The sequence below is a fragment of the Bradyrhizobium sp. OAE829 genome (assembly GCF_040546575.1).
In the GTDB taxonomy this organism is placed as follows: domain Bacteria; phylum Pseudomonadota; class Alphaproteobacteria; order Rhizobiales; family Xanthobacteraceae; genus Bradyrhizobium.
The window spans coordinates 1,092,741-1,105,085 of the sequence record NZ_JBEPOE010000001.1; the positions used below are offsets into that span (position 1 = coordinate 1,092,741).

Consider the following 12,345-nt stretch of genomic DNA (forward strand, 5'->3'; position numbering starts at 1 on the left):
CGGTGGCGTTGGGACTGCGGCAGATCAGATACTTCATCGCCATTGCCGACGCCGGCGTGCTGTCGAGGGCGGCGGAGAGGCTCAACATCGCCCAGTCGGCGCTCAGCCATCACGTCGCCGCGCTCGAAAACGATCTCGGCGTCAAACTGCTCGAACGAAGGCCGCGCGGCATCGCGCTGACAGCAGCCGGACGCCGGCTCTATGAGCACGCCAGCGCCGTCTTGTCGGCGCTCGGCAAGGCGGAAGAGGATGTCCGGAACTTTAACGAGGCAGCGGCCGGTCCGGTCTGCCTCGGCCTCAGCCATACCGGGATCTCCCTGGTCGCGCTCGATCTCATGAAGGCGGTCCGAACCAATGCTCCGGGCGTCTACCTGACAATCGTCGAGGCGCTGTCACCGGCGCTGACCGAGCGCGTCCTGTCGGGCACCCTCGATCTCGCGCTCGCCTACAATCCGCCGCGGGACGCCCGTCTGGATGTCGAGTTGCTGCTGGAGGAAGATCTTTACCTCGTCGGACATCCGGGCCTGATCGGCCGGTCGACCAGTCCGATCGCCTTCTCCGCGATTCCGCAACGAAGCGTACTTGGGTTGACGCCGATGCCGGCATCGCGCGCCATCATCCAGACCCAGGTTCTCCGCAATCAGGTCATTCCAAGCGAAACGCTCGAAGTCGATTCACTGCCGGCGCTGCGCATGGCGCTCGAGGCCGGCCTCGGATGCGCTATTCTGTCCCGTGCCACCGTCCTCTCCGACCTCGCGGCGGAGAAGTATTACGCGCGGCGCATCATCGATCCGCCGCTGACGCGTTCGCTTGGGCTGATCGCGCTGGCGGACCGGCCGCAGACCAAGGCCTTCCTGGAGGTGCGCAACACCGTGGTCGAGGTCGTACGCGCTGCCGTCAGCGACAAGCGCTGGCCGGCAACGGACCACGGCCGACGGCGAACGCGTGCTGCGAAAGCGCCCAGAACCGCTAAGCCTGGCTGAGGTCGTGGGCGGTTTTTCTATGTCAGCGCGGTAGTCCATCGGGCCGTCAGTAGAAACAAATCTCTGCCGGGGACGTTATTAGTATGAGTGGCTTCCGACGACACGCAGTTGCGAGCTAACTGAAAAACGGGTGCTCACATGCCGGAAACCAAAACCAGTCGGCAAATCTACGACGAGAGCATAAAAATTCGGCGGCAGGTCGATGACGGCCGGCCGAGGCAATCGGAGGACGACATTCAGCGCGAGCAACTGGGACCCCGAGGGGTACCGACCGGGACAGCCGGATCCCGCAGTAATGGTCCCGCAACGCCGAAAGAAGACCCCGTCGGATTTTGATCCCGGCCATACGGCTTAGGACGGCTGCATCAAGGTTGTCTTGTGCCTCACTGAACCGCGGTGGCAGGCCACGTTCACCGCATCGTCGCGAGCTGCACCGCGAGCGCGCACGCCTTGTCGTATTCGTCGAGATTGATCCATTCGTCGATCGTGTGCGGCTCGTTCTGACCCGCGCCGAAGGTCACCGTCGGAATGCCGTGGCGGACCATCCAGTTGGCATCCAGCCCGCCATTGGCGGCGCGGATGGCCGGGGTTGCGCCGATGCCGGACACGGCCTCGATCGCACGCTTGACCACGGGCAGGCTCTCTTTCATGCGGAACGGATAATAGTCGGTCTCGGCCTTGAACTTGACGCGGCCCGATTTGCCGTCGCTGTTCTTCACGTTCTTGGCGGCCTTCTCGAACGCCGCCTTGTAGGCTTTGGTGATCTCCTTGAAGAACTTGCTGTCGTGGCTGCGGCTTTCGCCGCGCACATGGACATAGTCGGTGACGACATTGGTGGCGTCGCCGGCCGGCCTTCCCTCGCCGCCGGTGACGGGGCCGACATTACTGGTGCCCTGCAGCTTGCGCTTCACCACCTTGCCGAACCAGCCGCCAGCCTTCACGTCGGCCAGCGCCAGCGCCAGGATCATGGTCGAACTGATCCCGCGCTCGGGTGCGACGCCGGCGTGCGAGGCGCGGCCGAAAATCTCGACCTGCCAGCGATCCGCGCCGACGGCGCCGATCGTGACATTGGAGGCAGAGCCGCCGTCGTAGTTGAAGGCCATGACCGGCGAGCCGAGTTCGTCGGTCTTGACGTGGCGCGCGCCATAGAGCCCGCTCTCCTCGCGGACGCAGAACAGCAGCGTGATCGGCGGATGATCGAGCTTCTGTTTTGCAAGTTCGGCCGCCAGCGTGACGAGAACGCCGCAGCCGGCGCGGTTGTCGCCGCCGAGCGCGGTCTTCGCGTCGTTGACGATCTTGCGTCCCGCCAGTTTTGGCTTGGCGCCGGCGCATAGCGGCACGGTGTCCATGTGGGTCATGAACATGATCCGCGGCTGGTTATGCATTGCGCCACGGCCGGGCAGATCGACAATGAGATTGCCGGTCTCCGTCGGCACGGGAATGCGGGTGTTGGCGTCGTCGAGGCGGATCGCGCTCGCCGGCACGCCGCTTTCCTGCAGCGCCGCGCTGAGCTCGCGTCCGATCGCGGCCTCCTTTCCGGTCACGCCCTCGACGGCGAGGAAGCGCATGAGGCGGTCGGTGGCGGTTTTGACGTCGACGGGCATGGAGAGTTTCCTGATGAGGCTTGCGGTGCTCGTGAGCATCGTGCGAGACGGCCGGCCGCACAAGGCTGCCCGGATCAGGACTGGCATGCGGCCGCCTTTGTGCTCGTGGCGGCGATCGTTAGATCGAAGTATCCTGCCGGGCCACCGCCGGCCGCGATACGACATAGGCGGCGCAGGCCAAAAAACCCGCCGCCACGGCCAGGGCGAGCGGCACTGACGGCGCGAAAGTATAGCAGAAGACAGCGAAACCGAACGTCATCCCCGCGCAGGCCATGATCTTGGCCGGGCGCGGGATGGCTCCGGCGGCGCGCCAGTCACGCAGCGGTTTGCCCAGCGTCGGATGCCCGAGCAGCCAGGCCTCGAAACGGGGCGAGGAGCGCGCGAAGCACCACGCCGCCACGATCAGGAAAACCGCCCCCGGCATCAGCGGCAACACGAGGCCGATCACGCCGAGCGCGACCATCACCCAGCCCAGGCAAAAATAGACGATGCGCATCAGAGCTGCCGCCTGTTGCCTTTCTTCGAAGCCGGCTTCGCAGCGTCCACTGGATTGCCGAGCGTCTGGTTGAGTGCGACGGCCTCCCGAGCCAGGCGACGCACGATCGATGGCTTGATGGACATTCCTTCCCGCAGCTCCAGCGTGGCCATCTCGTACTTGCCGGCCTTCTTGAGGCGAGGCTCGATGTCACTCAATCGCTGGCCTCTCCAGAAGCCGAACAGCACCCGCTCCTCCTCGGCGCGGATGAGTAGCGTCGGTCCATTAGCCAGATAGACGAGGTGGCCCCATTTCACGACTTCTTCCAGGGCCGAAACAGCGCGAACCGCCGCCCGTAGGGATTCAACACACTCGCGGCGCCAGCCGGAGAGCGCGACGACATACGCCTCGGGGCTGGCGGCAGGTGTCATCTTCTTCATGCCTGATCCACGTTCATCCACCCGACCGCGGGATTCGATCGGCACCACTACCTATGTTTCGGGCTGGACAGAATTTGATTGGAGCGGGTGAAGGGAATCGAACCCTCGTATTCAGCTTGGAAGTCTCGAAATACTGTAGTGAGCGGCCGTTCTGACATTTTCGGTGTTTTTGACCCATTGAGATCAATACAGAATTTCTCGTTGTCAGAATGGCGGTTGCGAGTCCCATGGTCGCAGAACATTTGGCTCGGGCGGAGGTAGGTTCAAATCGGGGACATGCAACAGCCGATTCTTGCGATTGGTCGAGAGGTCTATTCCAAGGTTGGCAGCCTGAGGCGCTGGAAACAATCATCAGTTCGAATCCCTCCACGCCCGCCATCCTACGCTACGGCATCCGCTGATATTCAAGGCATCCGGCGACCGCACGCGCCACGACGCTGCAGATATTCCGGCCGCTACCCGGATCTCATCGGCACGATCAAGCGCCTTCCGACAGATCGCTTAGAGCGCGCGGCGAGAAAGTGGACGCCGGTTTTTCGCAAATCGCGCGCGTTTTCAAGGCATCGAGAGCCGGATGCGATTCAATCGAATCGCAACCGGCTTCTAGAGAACGCTCTGCACACGCCCGCATCGATTTTGGGACAGCGCCTTCGACTCCGCCCGTGATATATTCAGATAAACTGATAAGTTTATCTTTACAGATAATCTTCATATCTGCTATACAGGCTGACATGAACGATCAGCCGGATAATTCCCAAGCCATACGCGCCTCAGACTTGGCGCAGGACCTCCGCACCCTGATAGGCAAGCTGAAGCGCCGACTGCGCGAGCAAGCGCACGTTGGCGACCTGACACCTTCCCAGGTGTCGGCGCTGCTTCGCCTGGAGAAGGACGGTCCCGCCACGGCGTCGAGCCTTGCCCGGGCGGAGGGAATGCGTCCGCAGTCAATGGGCCCGGTCGTCGCCGCGCTGGAGAGCGCAGGCCTGGTGAGTGGCGCGCCAGACCCGACGGACGGACGACAGACCCTGCTCTCGCTCACAGACGCCTGTCGCAAATGGGTCGAGGAAGGGCGCGCGGCGCGCCAAGACTGGCTGACCCGCACTCTCCAGGCGCGTCTGTCGCCGGAGGAACAGGACAAGCTTGCGGAGGCCGTCGAGCTGCTCAAGCGGCTCGACGACGATTGACGGAAGTTCGTGGGGCTCACGCCCGATCGAACCCATCCCGAATTTCGAGAGGAGAATCCATGGCGCTGGCCACGCTCGATCCGAATACCGCCCTGATCATCGTCGACCTGCAGAAGGGCATCATCGGTCTTCCCGCTATCCACCCGATCGGCGACATCATCGAGCGGGCTCGGGCGCTCGCCGACGCTTTCCGCGAGCGCGACCTGCCGGTGGTGCTCGTCAACGTCGCCGGCGGCGCGCCAGGCCGGACGGAACAGCCTCGTCAAACGAGTCCCCGTCCGGAAGGGTGGACCGACCTCACCCCGGAGCTGAATCAACAACCCAGGGACATCGTGGTGACGAAGCGGACCTGGGGCGCCTTCGCCAGCACGGATCTCGAAGCCCTGTTGAAAGCGCGGGACGTCACCCAGGTGGTGATCGCGGGCGTTGCGACGGGAACCGGCGTCGAGGCGACGGCGCGCCAAGCCTATGAGGCGGGTTTCAATGTCACCCTCGCCCTCGACGCCATGACCGACGTGCGTCCCGAGGCTCACCACTACAGCATCAGGAACGTCTTTCCGCGGCTCGGCGAGACGGGGACGACCCAGGAGATCGTCGATCTCCTGTCCGGAAGGAGCGCCTGAAATGCCGTGGCTTCCGCTCCTGTCCTACTTCTTCGGCGGCGTATTCCTGGCGAACGCGATCCCTCATGTCGTCAGCGGCATGATGGGCAGGCCGTTTCAGAGCCCGTTCGCCAAGCCGCCGGGCCAAGGGCTCTCTTCGTCGACCGTCAACGTCCTCTGGGGTTTTTTCAATATCGTCGTCGGCTATGTCCTCGTCTGCCGCGTCGGTGATTTTGGATTGAGGAACACAGGCGACGTCCTTGCATGCGCCGCTGGCGCGCTCCTGATTGCGCTTTTTTCCGCCCGGCACTTTGGCCGCCTCCACGGCGGCAATCAGCCGGAGCATCCATGAAGGCTCCCTTAGCGGGTGTCTTCCGGTCTCTGCGAAGCTTCAACTATCGGGTCTGGGTCGGCGGCGCCTTCGTCTCCAATGTCGGCACCTGGGTGCAGCGGACGGCCCAGGACTGGCTGGTGTTCACCCAGCTCACCCATCACGACGCGTCGGCCGTCGGCTTGGTCATGGCGCTGCAGTTCGGGCCGCAGCTCCTTCTGCTGCCATGGACTGGCTTCGCCGCCGACCATTTCAATCAGCGCAAGCTGCTGATCGCTACACAAGCGACGATGGGCGCTCTCGCTCTGGCACTGGGGGCGCTTACCGTCGCCGGCCTCGTCCAGCTCTGGCACGTGTACATCTTCGCCTTCCTGTTCGGCAGTGCCGCAGCGTTCGATGCGCCGGTGCGCCAGACCTTCGTCGCCGAACTGGTCGGGGATGAAGACTTGCACAACGCGGTAGCGCTCAACTCCACCTCGTTCAACGCCGCGCGGATGATCGGCCCGGCCGTCTCGGGTGTGGTCATCGCCGCGATCGGCACCGGCTGGGCCTTTTTGATCAACGGCGCCTCCTTCGTCGCGGTGCTGATCTCCCTCGCGTTCCTGCGCGTCGTCGAGCTTCGTCCGAGTGCCAGGGCGCACCGGGCCAGAGGCAGCTTCACCGAAGGGGTCCGTTACGTGTGGGGGCGCCCGGACCTCAAGGCTATTCTGGCCATGCTGTTCCTGATCGGGACCTTCGGCCTCAATTTCCCGATTTTCATCTCGACCATCGCGGTCAGTGTCTTTCATGCCGACGCCCGCGGATATGGCCTGCTGTCGTCGATCATGGCGATCGGCACGGTGGCGGGCGCGCTGTTGGGCGCCGGCCGGGACACGCCCCGGTTCGGCTTGCTGCTGGTCGGCGCCGCGGTCTTCGGGCTCGGCTGCATGCTGGCCGCCATTGCGCCGAGCTACTGGTTCTTCGCCGGCGCGCTCGTCATCATCGGGGTGGCCGCCCTGACGTTCACCAACACCACGAACAGCCTGATGCAGCTCTCGACCGAGCCGGCGATGCGCGGGCGGGTGATGGCGCTGCGCGTCGGGACCGCGCTCGGAGGCACGCCGATCGGAGCACCGATCGTTGGATGGGTGGCCGATCATTGCGGGCCGCGCTGGGCGCTCGGCATCGGCGCGGCTTCAGGCTTTGCTGCAGCCCTCGTCGCCGTTTACGTCTTGGCTCGCCCGGGGCCGCGACATTCGCTCTGACCTTCCGACGTAGCGCGCGAACATCTCGACCAGCGGCCTTGCAAGAGGCACCGTCGCAGAACGCTACCGCCGACTGATCGTCTCTTCGCAAGCGTTGTATTCGACTGTCCTATATTTACGCCATCGTCGCCGATTTCCGCACGCGCGTTCAGTACCTCTTCTCCAAATCAAGATATTCGGTCTTGATGAGCTCGCACCTGAGTCGGTCTGGAGCAGTGCGGGGAATACGACAGCGTATCAAGCGGACGCGAAACAGTCGGTCGGAAAGCGAGCATCAGAACGTGTAAAGCAGCCCATTTGTCAGAATGAAATCCGACCCTCTCGCTAAGTCTATGAAGAGGCTGGAGCGGGTGAAGGGAATCGAACCCTCGTATTCAGCTTGGAAGGCTGCTGCTCTACCATTGAGCTACACCCGCGTTGGCGATCACCTAACACGCCGTGCGGGCGGCCTCAACCACCCCAGGAACCGTGGGGACCCGCAAGGAAACCGTCGGGAAACCGCCAAACGCGACCCGGTCGCCTCACGAATCGGCCCGGTTCCGGCCGGAATCCGCACCGCCCAGCCCCCTTAACAGCGACAGATTCGCTGCCTATACTCTTATCTCCACAAACAACGAAAGGAGGTGATCCAGTGTCTCTTACCAAGCGCTGTCACCTCGCTGGGATCGCCCGCTAGGCTCTCGCCTTAGAGGCTTGGCAACGGGGCGCTCTCAGCCCTGGACCAGCGAGTTCAATAGTTGGGGCGCGGCGGGAGCAATCCTGCCGCGCCTTTTTGTTTGTAGAAGAGAGTTTGTGGACGAGAGATAGCCCTCGGGGCTCGCGCCGCAACTCCCGATCAGAAAACAAAGCTCATCTGCACACGAGGAATTTTCGAAACACCCACCCCATCGGCCGGGAAGCGGCGTTCGAAATGTAGGCCCACTGCTTTCCGTCTTCGGTTGTCTGGTCGGAAATCCGGATGCGCTCGCCGTTGGCGATCTTGCCGACGATTTTTCCGTTCGGTGATGTCCGGATGTTGAGCGGCGTTCCGGTCGGATCAGCGACGACGCATGAATTGCGGTCCTGGTCCGGTGCCGCCGACGGCAATTGCTGCCTGGTGCCGGAGAGCGCCTTTTCATCATTGCCAATGGTGCCGCCGGCATTGCCGGATTGTGCAAAGGCCGCCGCAACACAGCAGGCGCTCACAAGCGTGCCAAGCAAGACGGTCTTCAGCACGGCACGTTTAGCGCTACGGCGAACGCTGCTCCCATCTCTTCCTCCATCGCTGGCGGCATTGTTCCGCAAGCCCGGGACGAGAGCAATAGGGGCAAGGCTGTTCGAGTCAGAGGTCCAGAAGCTTCCGAGCCGACCACTCACGCCATCCGGCGCTGCCGGATTCTTTCCCACACCGAAACCAGGGCGATCGCCATGCCGGTGATCCAGGGAAGCACCGCGCCGTATTCCTCGACGCTGAGCAGCAGCGCCAGAATGCTCGTCGCCAGCGTGAGCATCTTCGCCATTCCGCCCTGCCCGAACAGCGACAACAGAAACGGCAGGAACAGGATGAAGAGCGTGCCTAGGGTGACGTCGGTCATTGGGGGTGGTCTCGGGACTGAAGGCCGGTCAGAAGCCGCAGAGATTGACCGATCGCGGACGTGCCCCGCGGCGGCTTTCGACAATGTTCTCGCCGCCATTGGTGGCCGAGCTGCCGTAATAGCGGTGGTGGCCGGAGACATCGTGCCAATCGCCGGGCTGCGTCGATGCCGGCGACGCCGCGTGGGACCGGGTGGCGTCACTGATGATCGAGGCTGGCTTGCGTTGCATGACCGTCTCCGTGGATGATGCGCAGTTGCTGCGTTCTGTTCATCAGTCGTTAACTTGCCACCGCGCGTTCAAGCACCGAACCCCTATATCGTGTTTCCGGAATGTTTCGTGACGTGCCTCACCCGGCGACCGTTTGACACTTTGTTGAAACGGACTTGTCGGGATAGGCCTTTGCCAAACGTCCTTACAGGCGGGCCAGTCCCGTCCTATTTTTGTTTTGACGCGTTTTCTACCGCAGATAAGTCTACGCAATCTGCGCAAACTTGATTGCTGCGAACCGGGTCCACCCCCGGATCAAGTCCGAGGGCATTCTTCGCTCGAAAACGCTTTGGCCAAGGAGATATCGATGCTTTACGCCATTCTGGCCTACCACGTGGAAGCCGAGGTGATGTCCTGGACGCCGGAAGAGGATGCCGCCCTGATGACCGACCTGCTTCGCGTTCACGACCGGCTGAACGAAAAAAAGCTGCTGGGGCCGTCGGCCCGGCTGGGGGCGACGGGCAAGGCCCGCACCTTGCGAGGACCGGGCGCGGGGGTCGTGATCGACGGGCCGTTTGCCGAAACCAAGGAGCAGTTGCTGGGGCTTTATGTCGTGGACTGCGCCGATGACGACGCCGCGATCGCGGTGGCCCGCGACCTGCGCAAGGTCAATCCGACCGCGGTCTACGAGATCCGCCCGATCGCCCTCTATCTTCCCGGCGAGCCGCTCCCAACCACGGAGACGCCGGGCGTTACCAGCTAGGGCTACGACGCTCAGGGTTGGAGATTTGCCGGTCCGGTCAACCGGCGCATCAATAGCTGGCAAGCTTTACCACGCCGGAAATCACCGCCCCGATCAGCTCCAGAACGGCGCTCGCGAGCTTGAGCAAGCCGAGGAAATCAAGGAGCCAGAGCAGCAGCGAGAAGGGCTCAAGAGTTCTCTAGAAAATCGCGTAAATAAAAGGCGCGACCGCAGAGCCTTTCGACAAGACGAGCAGCGACCCGAACAGCAGCATCATGATGAAGATCGGCAGCAGCCAAAACTTCTTCCGCACCCGCAGAAACATCCAGAATTCGGCCAGAAACGAGAGCATATCCGAACCCAGAATGTGTGATTCACCGGGCTTCGGCGCGGCAGCCTTCGCTACGATGGGGCTTGCCGAGCCGTAGCTCGCGGAGCGAGCGAAGGATGGTGGGGGAAGAAGGACTCGAACCTTCGAAGTCATAAGACGGCTGATTTACAGTCAGGCCCGATATCATGACAGCCCCCGACAAATCAGGACACCTTTCAGCGAAATCGCTCAATAACCATTGCATTTCTGCTATTTGTCCGGCATTGTCGCCGACACGGGGTAACATTCGCAGACAGGCGGCAAGCGTTACCCCGCTGTTACCCGGGCGGCAGTCTGATTATGACAAAAGCTCTCACAGTTAAGCGCATTGAGACCGCGGAGGCAAAGTCCACGCGCCAGGAAGTCCCCGACGGGTTGTTGGTTGGCCTCTATCTCGTGGTGCAGCCCTCAGGGGCCAAGTCATTCGCCGTCCGTTACCGATACGCCGGCCAGCCGCGCAAGCTGACCTTGGGTGCGTTCCCGGCGATCACCCTTGAGGCGGCCCGCGATATCGGCGGCAAGGCCCTACGGGCCGCCGCTGAGGGCCGGGACCCCGCCACCGAAAAGCAAGCGCGTAAAGGTGCGGAGAAACTGGCGAAGGCTGAGGAGGAGCGCGGCAAGCGTGATCTATTCGAGAACGTTGCCCGCGAGTTCATTGAGCGACACGCCATGAAGAACACCCGGGAATCGTCGTGGCGGGAGACCGCCCGGATTCTCGGCCTCAAGCCCGATCCAGAAAATCCGGAGAAATTGCTCGTTGTTGAGCGACAGGACGGCAAGCCCCTGACCGTCATCAATCACTGGGCTGGCCGCAAGGTGCAGGAGATCACCAAGCGGGACGTCATTACCTTCCTTGATACTGTCCGGGACCGCGCCCCGGTGATGGCAAACCGGAATCTGGCGGCTGTTCGAAAGCTGTTCAACTGGTGTCTGGCGAGGGATGTGATCCAGGTTTCACCCTGCACACTGATCGAACCCCCTGCCCCGGAGCGCAGCCGCGATCGCATCTTGAGCGACGACGAATTGCGACTCGTCTGGAACGCCAGCGGCACCGATGTGTCCCCCTTCGGACCACTCGTCAAAATGCTGATCTTAACTGGACAGCGCTTGGCCGAGGTAGGCGGCATGCGCTGGGATGAGATCGACTTCGAAAGCAAGCTTTGGACGCTGCCGGCGGAGCGTGTGAAGAATGGCGAGCGCCACGAAGTGCCGCTTTCTGATACCGCAGTCGAAATCTTGAAAGCCCTGCCCCGCATAAACACGACAAAGGGCTTCGTATTCACAACCACCCGCGACGCAGCAGTGTCTGGCTTCTCCCGCGCCAAGGATCGCCTGGACGCAGGCGTAGAGGCATCTTTGCAGGCGGGGGCAAAACCGCCAGAGCACTGGACGTTTCATGATCTCCGCCGGACTATGGCGAGCGGCATGGCACGCCTAGGCATTCAGTTGCCTGTCATTGAAAAGGTGCTCAATCATTCGAGTGGCAGTTTCCGCGGCGTAGTAGGTGTGTATCAGCGGCACTCATACGCGACGGAAAAGCGCAACGCCCTCCACCGGTGGTCTGCATTTGTTGCGGATATTGTCGCCGGTCACCCGGACCACAACGTGATCAATCTGCGGGGTGGATGAAGATGCCGGTCACCGGTTTTGTACTGCCAACGGCAGGATTCCTTCAGCCTCTGCCCGCAAATGCGCGCGAAGAAATTACAAGGAGGTTTCCCAACTTAGACCTCAAAAAGGTTGAGAGGGCTTATTCGTTTTACATTATTTCTCGTGATGGCCGCTCTGATCATCCCTCACCCAAAGACGCCCGGAAGCAACTTAGTGATCTGCGGCGGCGCGCTACCGAATTATCCAAAGCCTTTTCCGATCTCGGGCCCCTTAGACACACGGTTTGGGAGGCCGCTGCCAGTCTCGATCGCCACGACGAGATCGACCAGATCGAGACAATGCTCGCTGTATTTGAGGAGACAGTTGGAACGGCGGAGGAAATGATCCCACGCGGACGGCCAGTTTCGGCTCATACCGTGCTTGTCCGAGAACTTGCCGCAATCATTGAAAAATCTGGGATGCCCGTCGATGTAAAGGCCGGCGGGATACTCACTACGGTGACGGCAATTTTGCTCGAACACTCTGGTGAGAAGCCCAGCAGCGCATCGAAAATCGTTTCCGATTCATTCGGCGGCCGTCGGACAAAACCGGTCGCAGGCTAACCGGGTTTGTCCTGGCATATTTGCGACATCTCTCGACGAACTGACTATTAGTCATATCCGCAAACTTCCTGACAGGAGCGGATATGACCAACCAAACCACCGGCCGTAAGTTGCCCCGCCGCAAAACCTGCGAGCGCTACGGGGTATGCGATCGCACTATTTCCCGTTGGGAGCGCGACCCGGAACTGAACTTTCCCGCGCCCACAATCATCAACGGACGGAAGTACGACGACGAGGACCGGCTCACTGCTTGGGATCGCGAAAACACGAGCCGCCGGGAAGTTGCTTGATGCCAACTCTCCGCAGCCTCGCCGACCTCGGCGCCGTCTTCGCATACACGGTTCCCATAATCGCGGACGATTTCGAAATCGGGCA

Annotated in this window: 16 protein-coding genes and 1 tRNA gene; 9 read left to right on the forward strand and 8 right to left on the reverse strand. The window is 62.1% G+C overall.

The genetic code is table 11. The annotated features are described in order from the left end of the window. Positions 1-2 precede the first annotated feature (2 nt). Entirely contained in the window at positions 3-983 is a 981-nt protein-coding gene (locus tag ABIE49_RS05320) for a LysR family transcriptional regulator (RefSeq protein WP_192733902.1), read from the forward strand. A 410-nt stretch (positions 984-1,393) separates the two neighbouring features. On the opposite strand, the gene ABIE49_RS05330 is transcribed toward ABIE49_RS05320, so the two are convergent. The 3 genes from ABIE49_RS05330 to ABIE49_RS05340 all read right to left on the reverse strand — a co-directional run bounded on the left by ABIE49_RS05330 (position 1,394) and on the right by ABIE49_RS05340 (position 3,502). Beyond that, positions 1,394-2,587, reverse strand: a complete 1,194-nt coding sequence (locus ABIE49_RS05330) for a M20/M25/M40 family metallo-hydrolase (RefSeq protein WP_192733903.1) — start codon at positions 2,585-2,587, stop codon at positions 1,394-1,396. Between the two features lie 118 nt (positions 2,588-2,705). Beyond that, positions 2,706-3,083, reverse strand: a complete 378-nt coding sequence (locus ABIE49_RS05335; RefSeq protein ID WP_192733904.1) for a YbaN family protein — start codon at positions 3,081-3,083, stop codon at positions 2,706-2,708. Next, positions 3,083-3,502 carry a DUF1801 domain-containing protein gene (locus ABIE49_RS05340; RefSeq protein WP_192733905.1) on the reverse strand — a complete coding sequence of 140 codons (420 nt, stop codon included), beginning with the start codon at positions 3,500-3,502 and terminating at the stop codon, positions 3,083-3,085. The genes ABIE49_RS05335 and ABIE49_RS05340 overlap by 1 nt, the downstream gene beginning before the upstream one ends. A 731-nt stretch (positions 3,503-4,233) precedes the next feature. Here ABIE49_RS05340 and ABIE49_RS05345 point away from each other — a divergent pair. From ABIE49_RS05345 to ABIE49_RS05360, 4 genes are read left to right on the forward strand one after another with little or no spacing between them, the layout of a single operon-like run. Further along, complete coding sequence (locus ABIE49_RS05345) at positions 4,234-4,686, forward strand: MarR family winged helix-turn-helix transcriptional regulator (RefSeq protein ID WP_192733906.1); 453 nt, start codon at positions 4,234-4,236, stop codon at positions 4,684-4,686. 59 nt (positions 4,687-4,745) lie between these two features. Next, entirely contained in the window at positions 4,746-5,309 is a 564-nt protein-coding gene (locus ABIE49_RS05350; RefSeq protein ID WP_192733907.1) for an isochorismatase family protein, read from the forward strand. Between the two features lies 1 nt (position 5,310). Further along, positions 5,311-5,640 (forward strand): hypothetical protein, encoded by a 330-nt coding sequence (locus tag ABIE49_RS05355; protein ID WP_192733908.1) that lies wholly within the window; start codon positions 5,311-5,313, stop codon positions 5,638-5,640. Continuing rightward, on the forward strand, positions 5,637-6,863 hold the full coding sequence (locus tag ABIE49_RS05360; RefSeq protein WP_192733909.1) for an MFS transporter: 1,227 nt from the start codon (positions 5,637-5,639) through the stop codon (positions 6,861-6,863). The genes ABIE49_RS05355 and ABIE49_RS05360 overlap by 4 nt, the downstream gene beginning before the upstream one ends. A gap of 342 nt (positions 6,864-7,205) precedes the next feature. Here ABIE49_RS05360 and ABIE49_RS05365 read toward each other — a convergent pair. The 4 genes from ABIE49_RS05365 to ABIE49_RS05380 form a co-directional block, all read right to left on the reverse strand. After that, positions 7,206-7,279: transfer RNA gene (locus ABIE49_RS05365), tRNA-Gly, on the reverse strand. A gap of 433 nt (positions 7,280-7,712) precedes the next feature. After that, positions 7,713-8,063, reverse strand: coding sequence for an SH3 domain-containing protein (locus tag ABIE49_RS05370; RefSeq protein ID WP_354066604.1), 351 nt, complete (start codon positions 8,061-8,063; stop codon positions 7,713-7,715). A 152-nt stretch (positions 8,064-8,215) separates the two neighbouring features. Beyond that, positions 8,216-8,437 carry a hypothetical protein gene (locus ABIE49_RS05375; protein ID WP_192733911.1) on the reverse strand — a complete coding sequence of 74 codons (222 nt, stop codon included), beginning with the start codon at positions 8,435-8,437 and terminating at the stop codon, positions 8,216-8,218. A 28-nt stretch (positions 8,438-8,465) separates the two neighbouring features. Beyond that, positions 8,466-8,666, reverse strand: a complete 201-nt coding sequence (locus ABIE49_RS05380) for a hypothetical protein (RefSeq protein ID WP_210337079.1) — start codon at positions 8,664-8,666, stop codon at positions 8,466-8,468. Between the two features lie 346 nt (positions 8,667-9,012). Between ABIE49_RS05380 and ABIE49_RS05385 the strand changes: the two genes are divergently transcribed. Then, entirely contained in the window at positions 9,013-9,408 is a 396-nt protein-coding gene (locus ABIE49_RS05385) for a YciI family protein (RefSeq protein ID WP_192733912.1), read from the forward strand. Between the two features lie 178 nt (positions 9,409-9,586). On the opposite strand, the gene ABIE49_RS05390 is transcribed toward ABIE49_RS05385, so the two are convergent. Next, a complete protein-coding gene (locus ABIE49_RS05390) occupies positions 9,587-9,739 on the reverse strand; it encodes a DUF5989 family protein (RefSeq protein WP_212038526.1) in 153 nt (50 codons plus the stop codon). 318 nt (positions 9,740-10,057) lie between these two features. Between ABIE49_RS05390 and ABIE49_RS05395 the strand changes: the two genes are divergently transcribed. From ABIE49_RS05395 to ABIE49_RS05405, 3 genes are all read left to right on the forward strand, one after another. Next, a complete protein-coding gene (locus ABIE49_RS05395) occupies positions 10,058-11,386 on the forward strand; it encodes a tyrosine-type recombinase/integrase (protein WP_192733913.1) in 1,329 nt (442 codons plus the stop codon). Next, positions 11,383-11,970 (forward strand): hypothetical protein, encoded by a 588-nt coding sequence (locus tag ABIE49_RS05400; RefSeq protein ID WP_192733914.1) that lies wholly within the window; start codon positions 11,383-11,385, stop codon positions 11,968-11,970. Before ABIE49_RS05395 ends, ABIE49_RS05400 begins: the two co-directional genes overlap by 4 nt. An 83-nt stretch (positions 11,971-12,053) precedes the next feature. Then, on the forward strand, positions 12,054-12,260 hold the full coding sequence (locus ABIE49_RS05405) for a hypothetical protein (RefSeq protein WP_192733915.1): 207 nt from the start codon (positions 12,054-12,056) through the stop codon (positions 12,258-12,260). The last annotated feature ends 85 nt before the right edge of the window (positions 12,261-12,345 follow it).

Bases quoted from the DNA above. Each gene is read 5' to 3' on its own strand.
- ABIE49_RS05330 (WP_192733903.1), bottom strand. From the start codon at position 2,587: ATGCCCGTCGACGTCAAAACCGCCACCGACCGCCTCATGCGCTTCCTC.
- ABIE49_RS05335 (WP_192733904.1), bottom strand. From the start codon at position 3,083: ATGCGCATCGTCTATTTTTGCCTGGGCTGGGTGATGGTCGCGCTCGGC.
- ABIE49_RS05340 (WP_192733905.1), bottom strand. From the start codon at position 3,502: ATGAAGAAGATGACACCTGCCGCCAGCCCCGAGGCGTATGTCGTCGCG.
- ABIE49_RS05345 (WP_192733906.1), top strand. From the start codon at position 4,234: ATGAACGATCAGCCGGATAATTCCCAAGCCATACGCGCCTCAGACTTG.
- ABIE49_RS05350 (WP_192733907.1), top strand. From the start codon at position 4,746: ATGGCGCTGGCCACGCTCGATCCGAATACCGCCCTGATCATCGTCGAC.
- ABIE49_RS05355 (WP_192733908.1), top strand. From the start codon at position 5,311: ATGCCGTGGCTTCCGCTCCTGTCCTACTTCTTCGGCGGCGTATTCCTG.
- ABIE49_RS05360 (WP_192733909.1), top strand. From the start codon at position 5,637: ATGAAGGCTCCCTTAGCGGGTGTCTTCCGGTCTCTGCGAAGCTTCAAC.
- ABIE49_RS05375 (WP_192733911.1), bottom strand. From the start codon at position 8,437: ATGACCGACGTCACCCTAGGCACGCTCTTCATCCTGTTCCTGCCGTTT.
- ABIE49_RS05380 (WP_210337079.1), bottom strand. From the start codon at position 8,666: ATGCAACGCAAGCCAGCCTCGATCATCAGTGACGCCACCCGGTCCCAC.
- ABIE49_RS05385 (WP_192733912.1), top strand. From the start codon at position 9,013: ATGCTTTACGCCATTCTGGCCTACCACGTGGAAGCCGAGGTGATGTCC.
- ABIE49_RS05390 (WP_212038526.1), bottom strand. From the start codon at position 9,739: ATGCTCTCGTTTCTGGCCGAATTCTGGATGTTTCTGCGGGTGCGGAAG.
- ABIE49_RS05395 (WP_192733913.1), top strand. From the start codon at position 10,058: ATGACAAAAGCTCTCACAGTTAAGCGCATTGAGACCGCGGAGGCAAAG.
- ABIE49_RS05400 (WP_192733914.1), top strand. From the start codon at position 11,383: ATGAAGATGCCGGTCACCGGTTTTGTACTGCCAACGGCAGGATTCCTT.
- ABIE49_RS05405 (WP_192733915.1), top strand. From the start codon at position 12,054: ATGACCAACCAAACCACCGGCCGTAAGTTGCCCCGCCGCAAAACCTGC.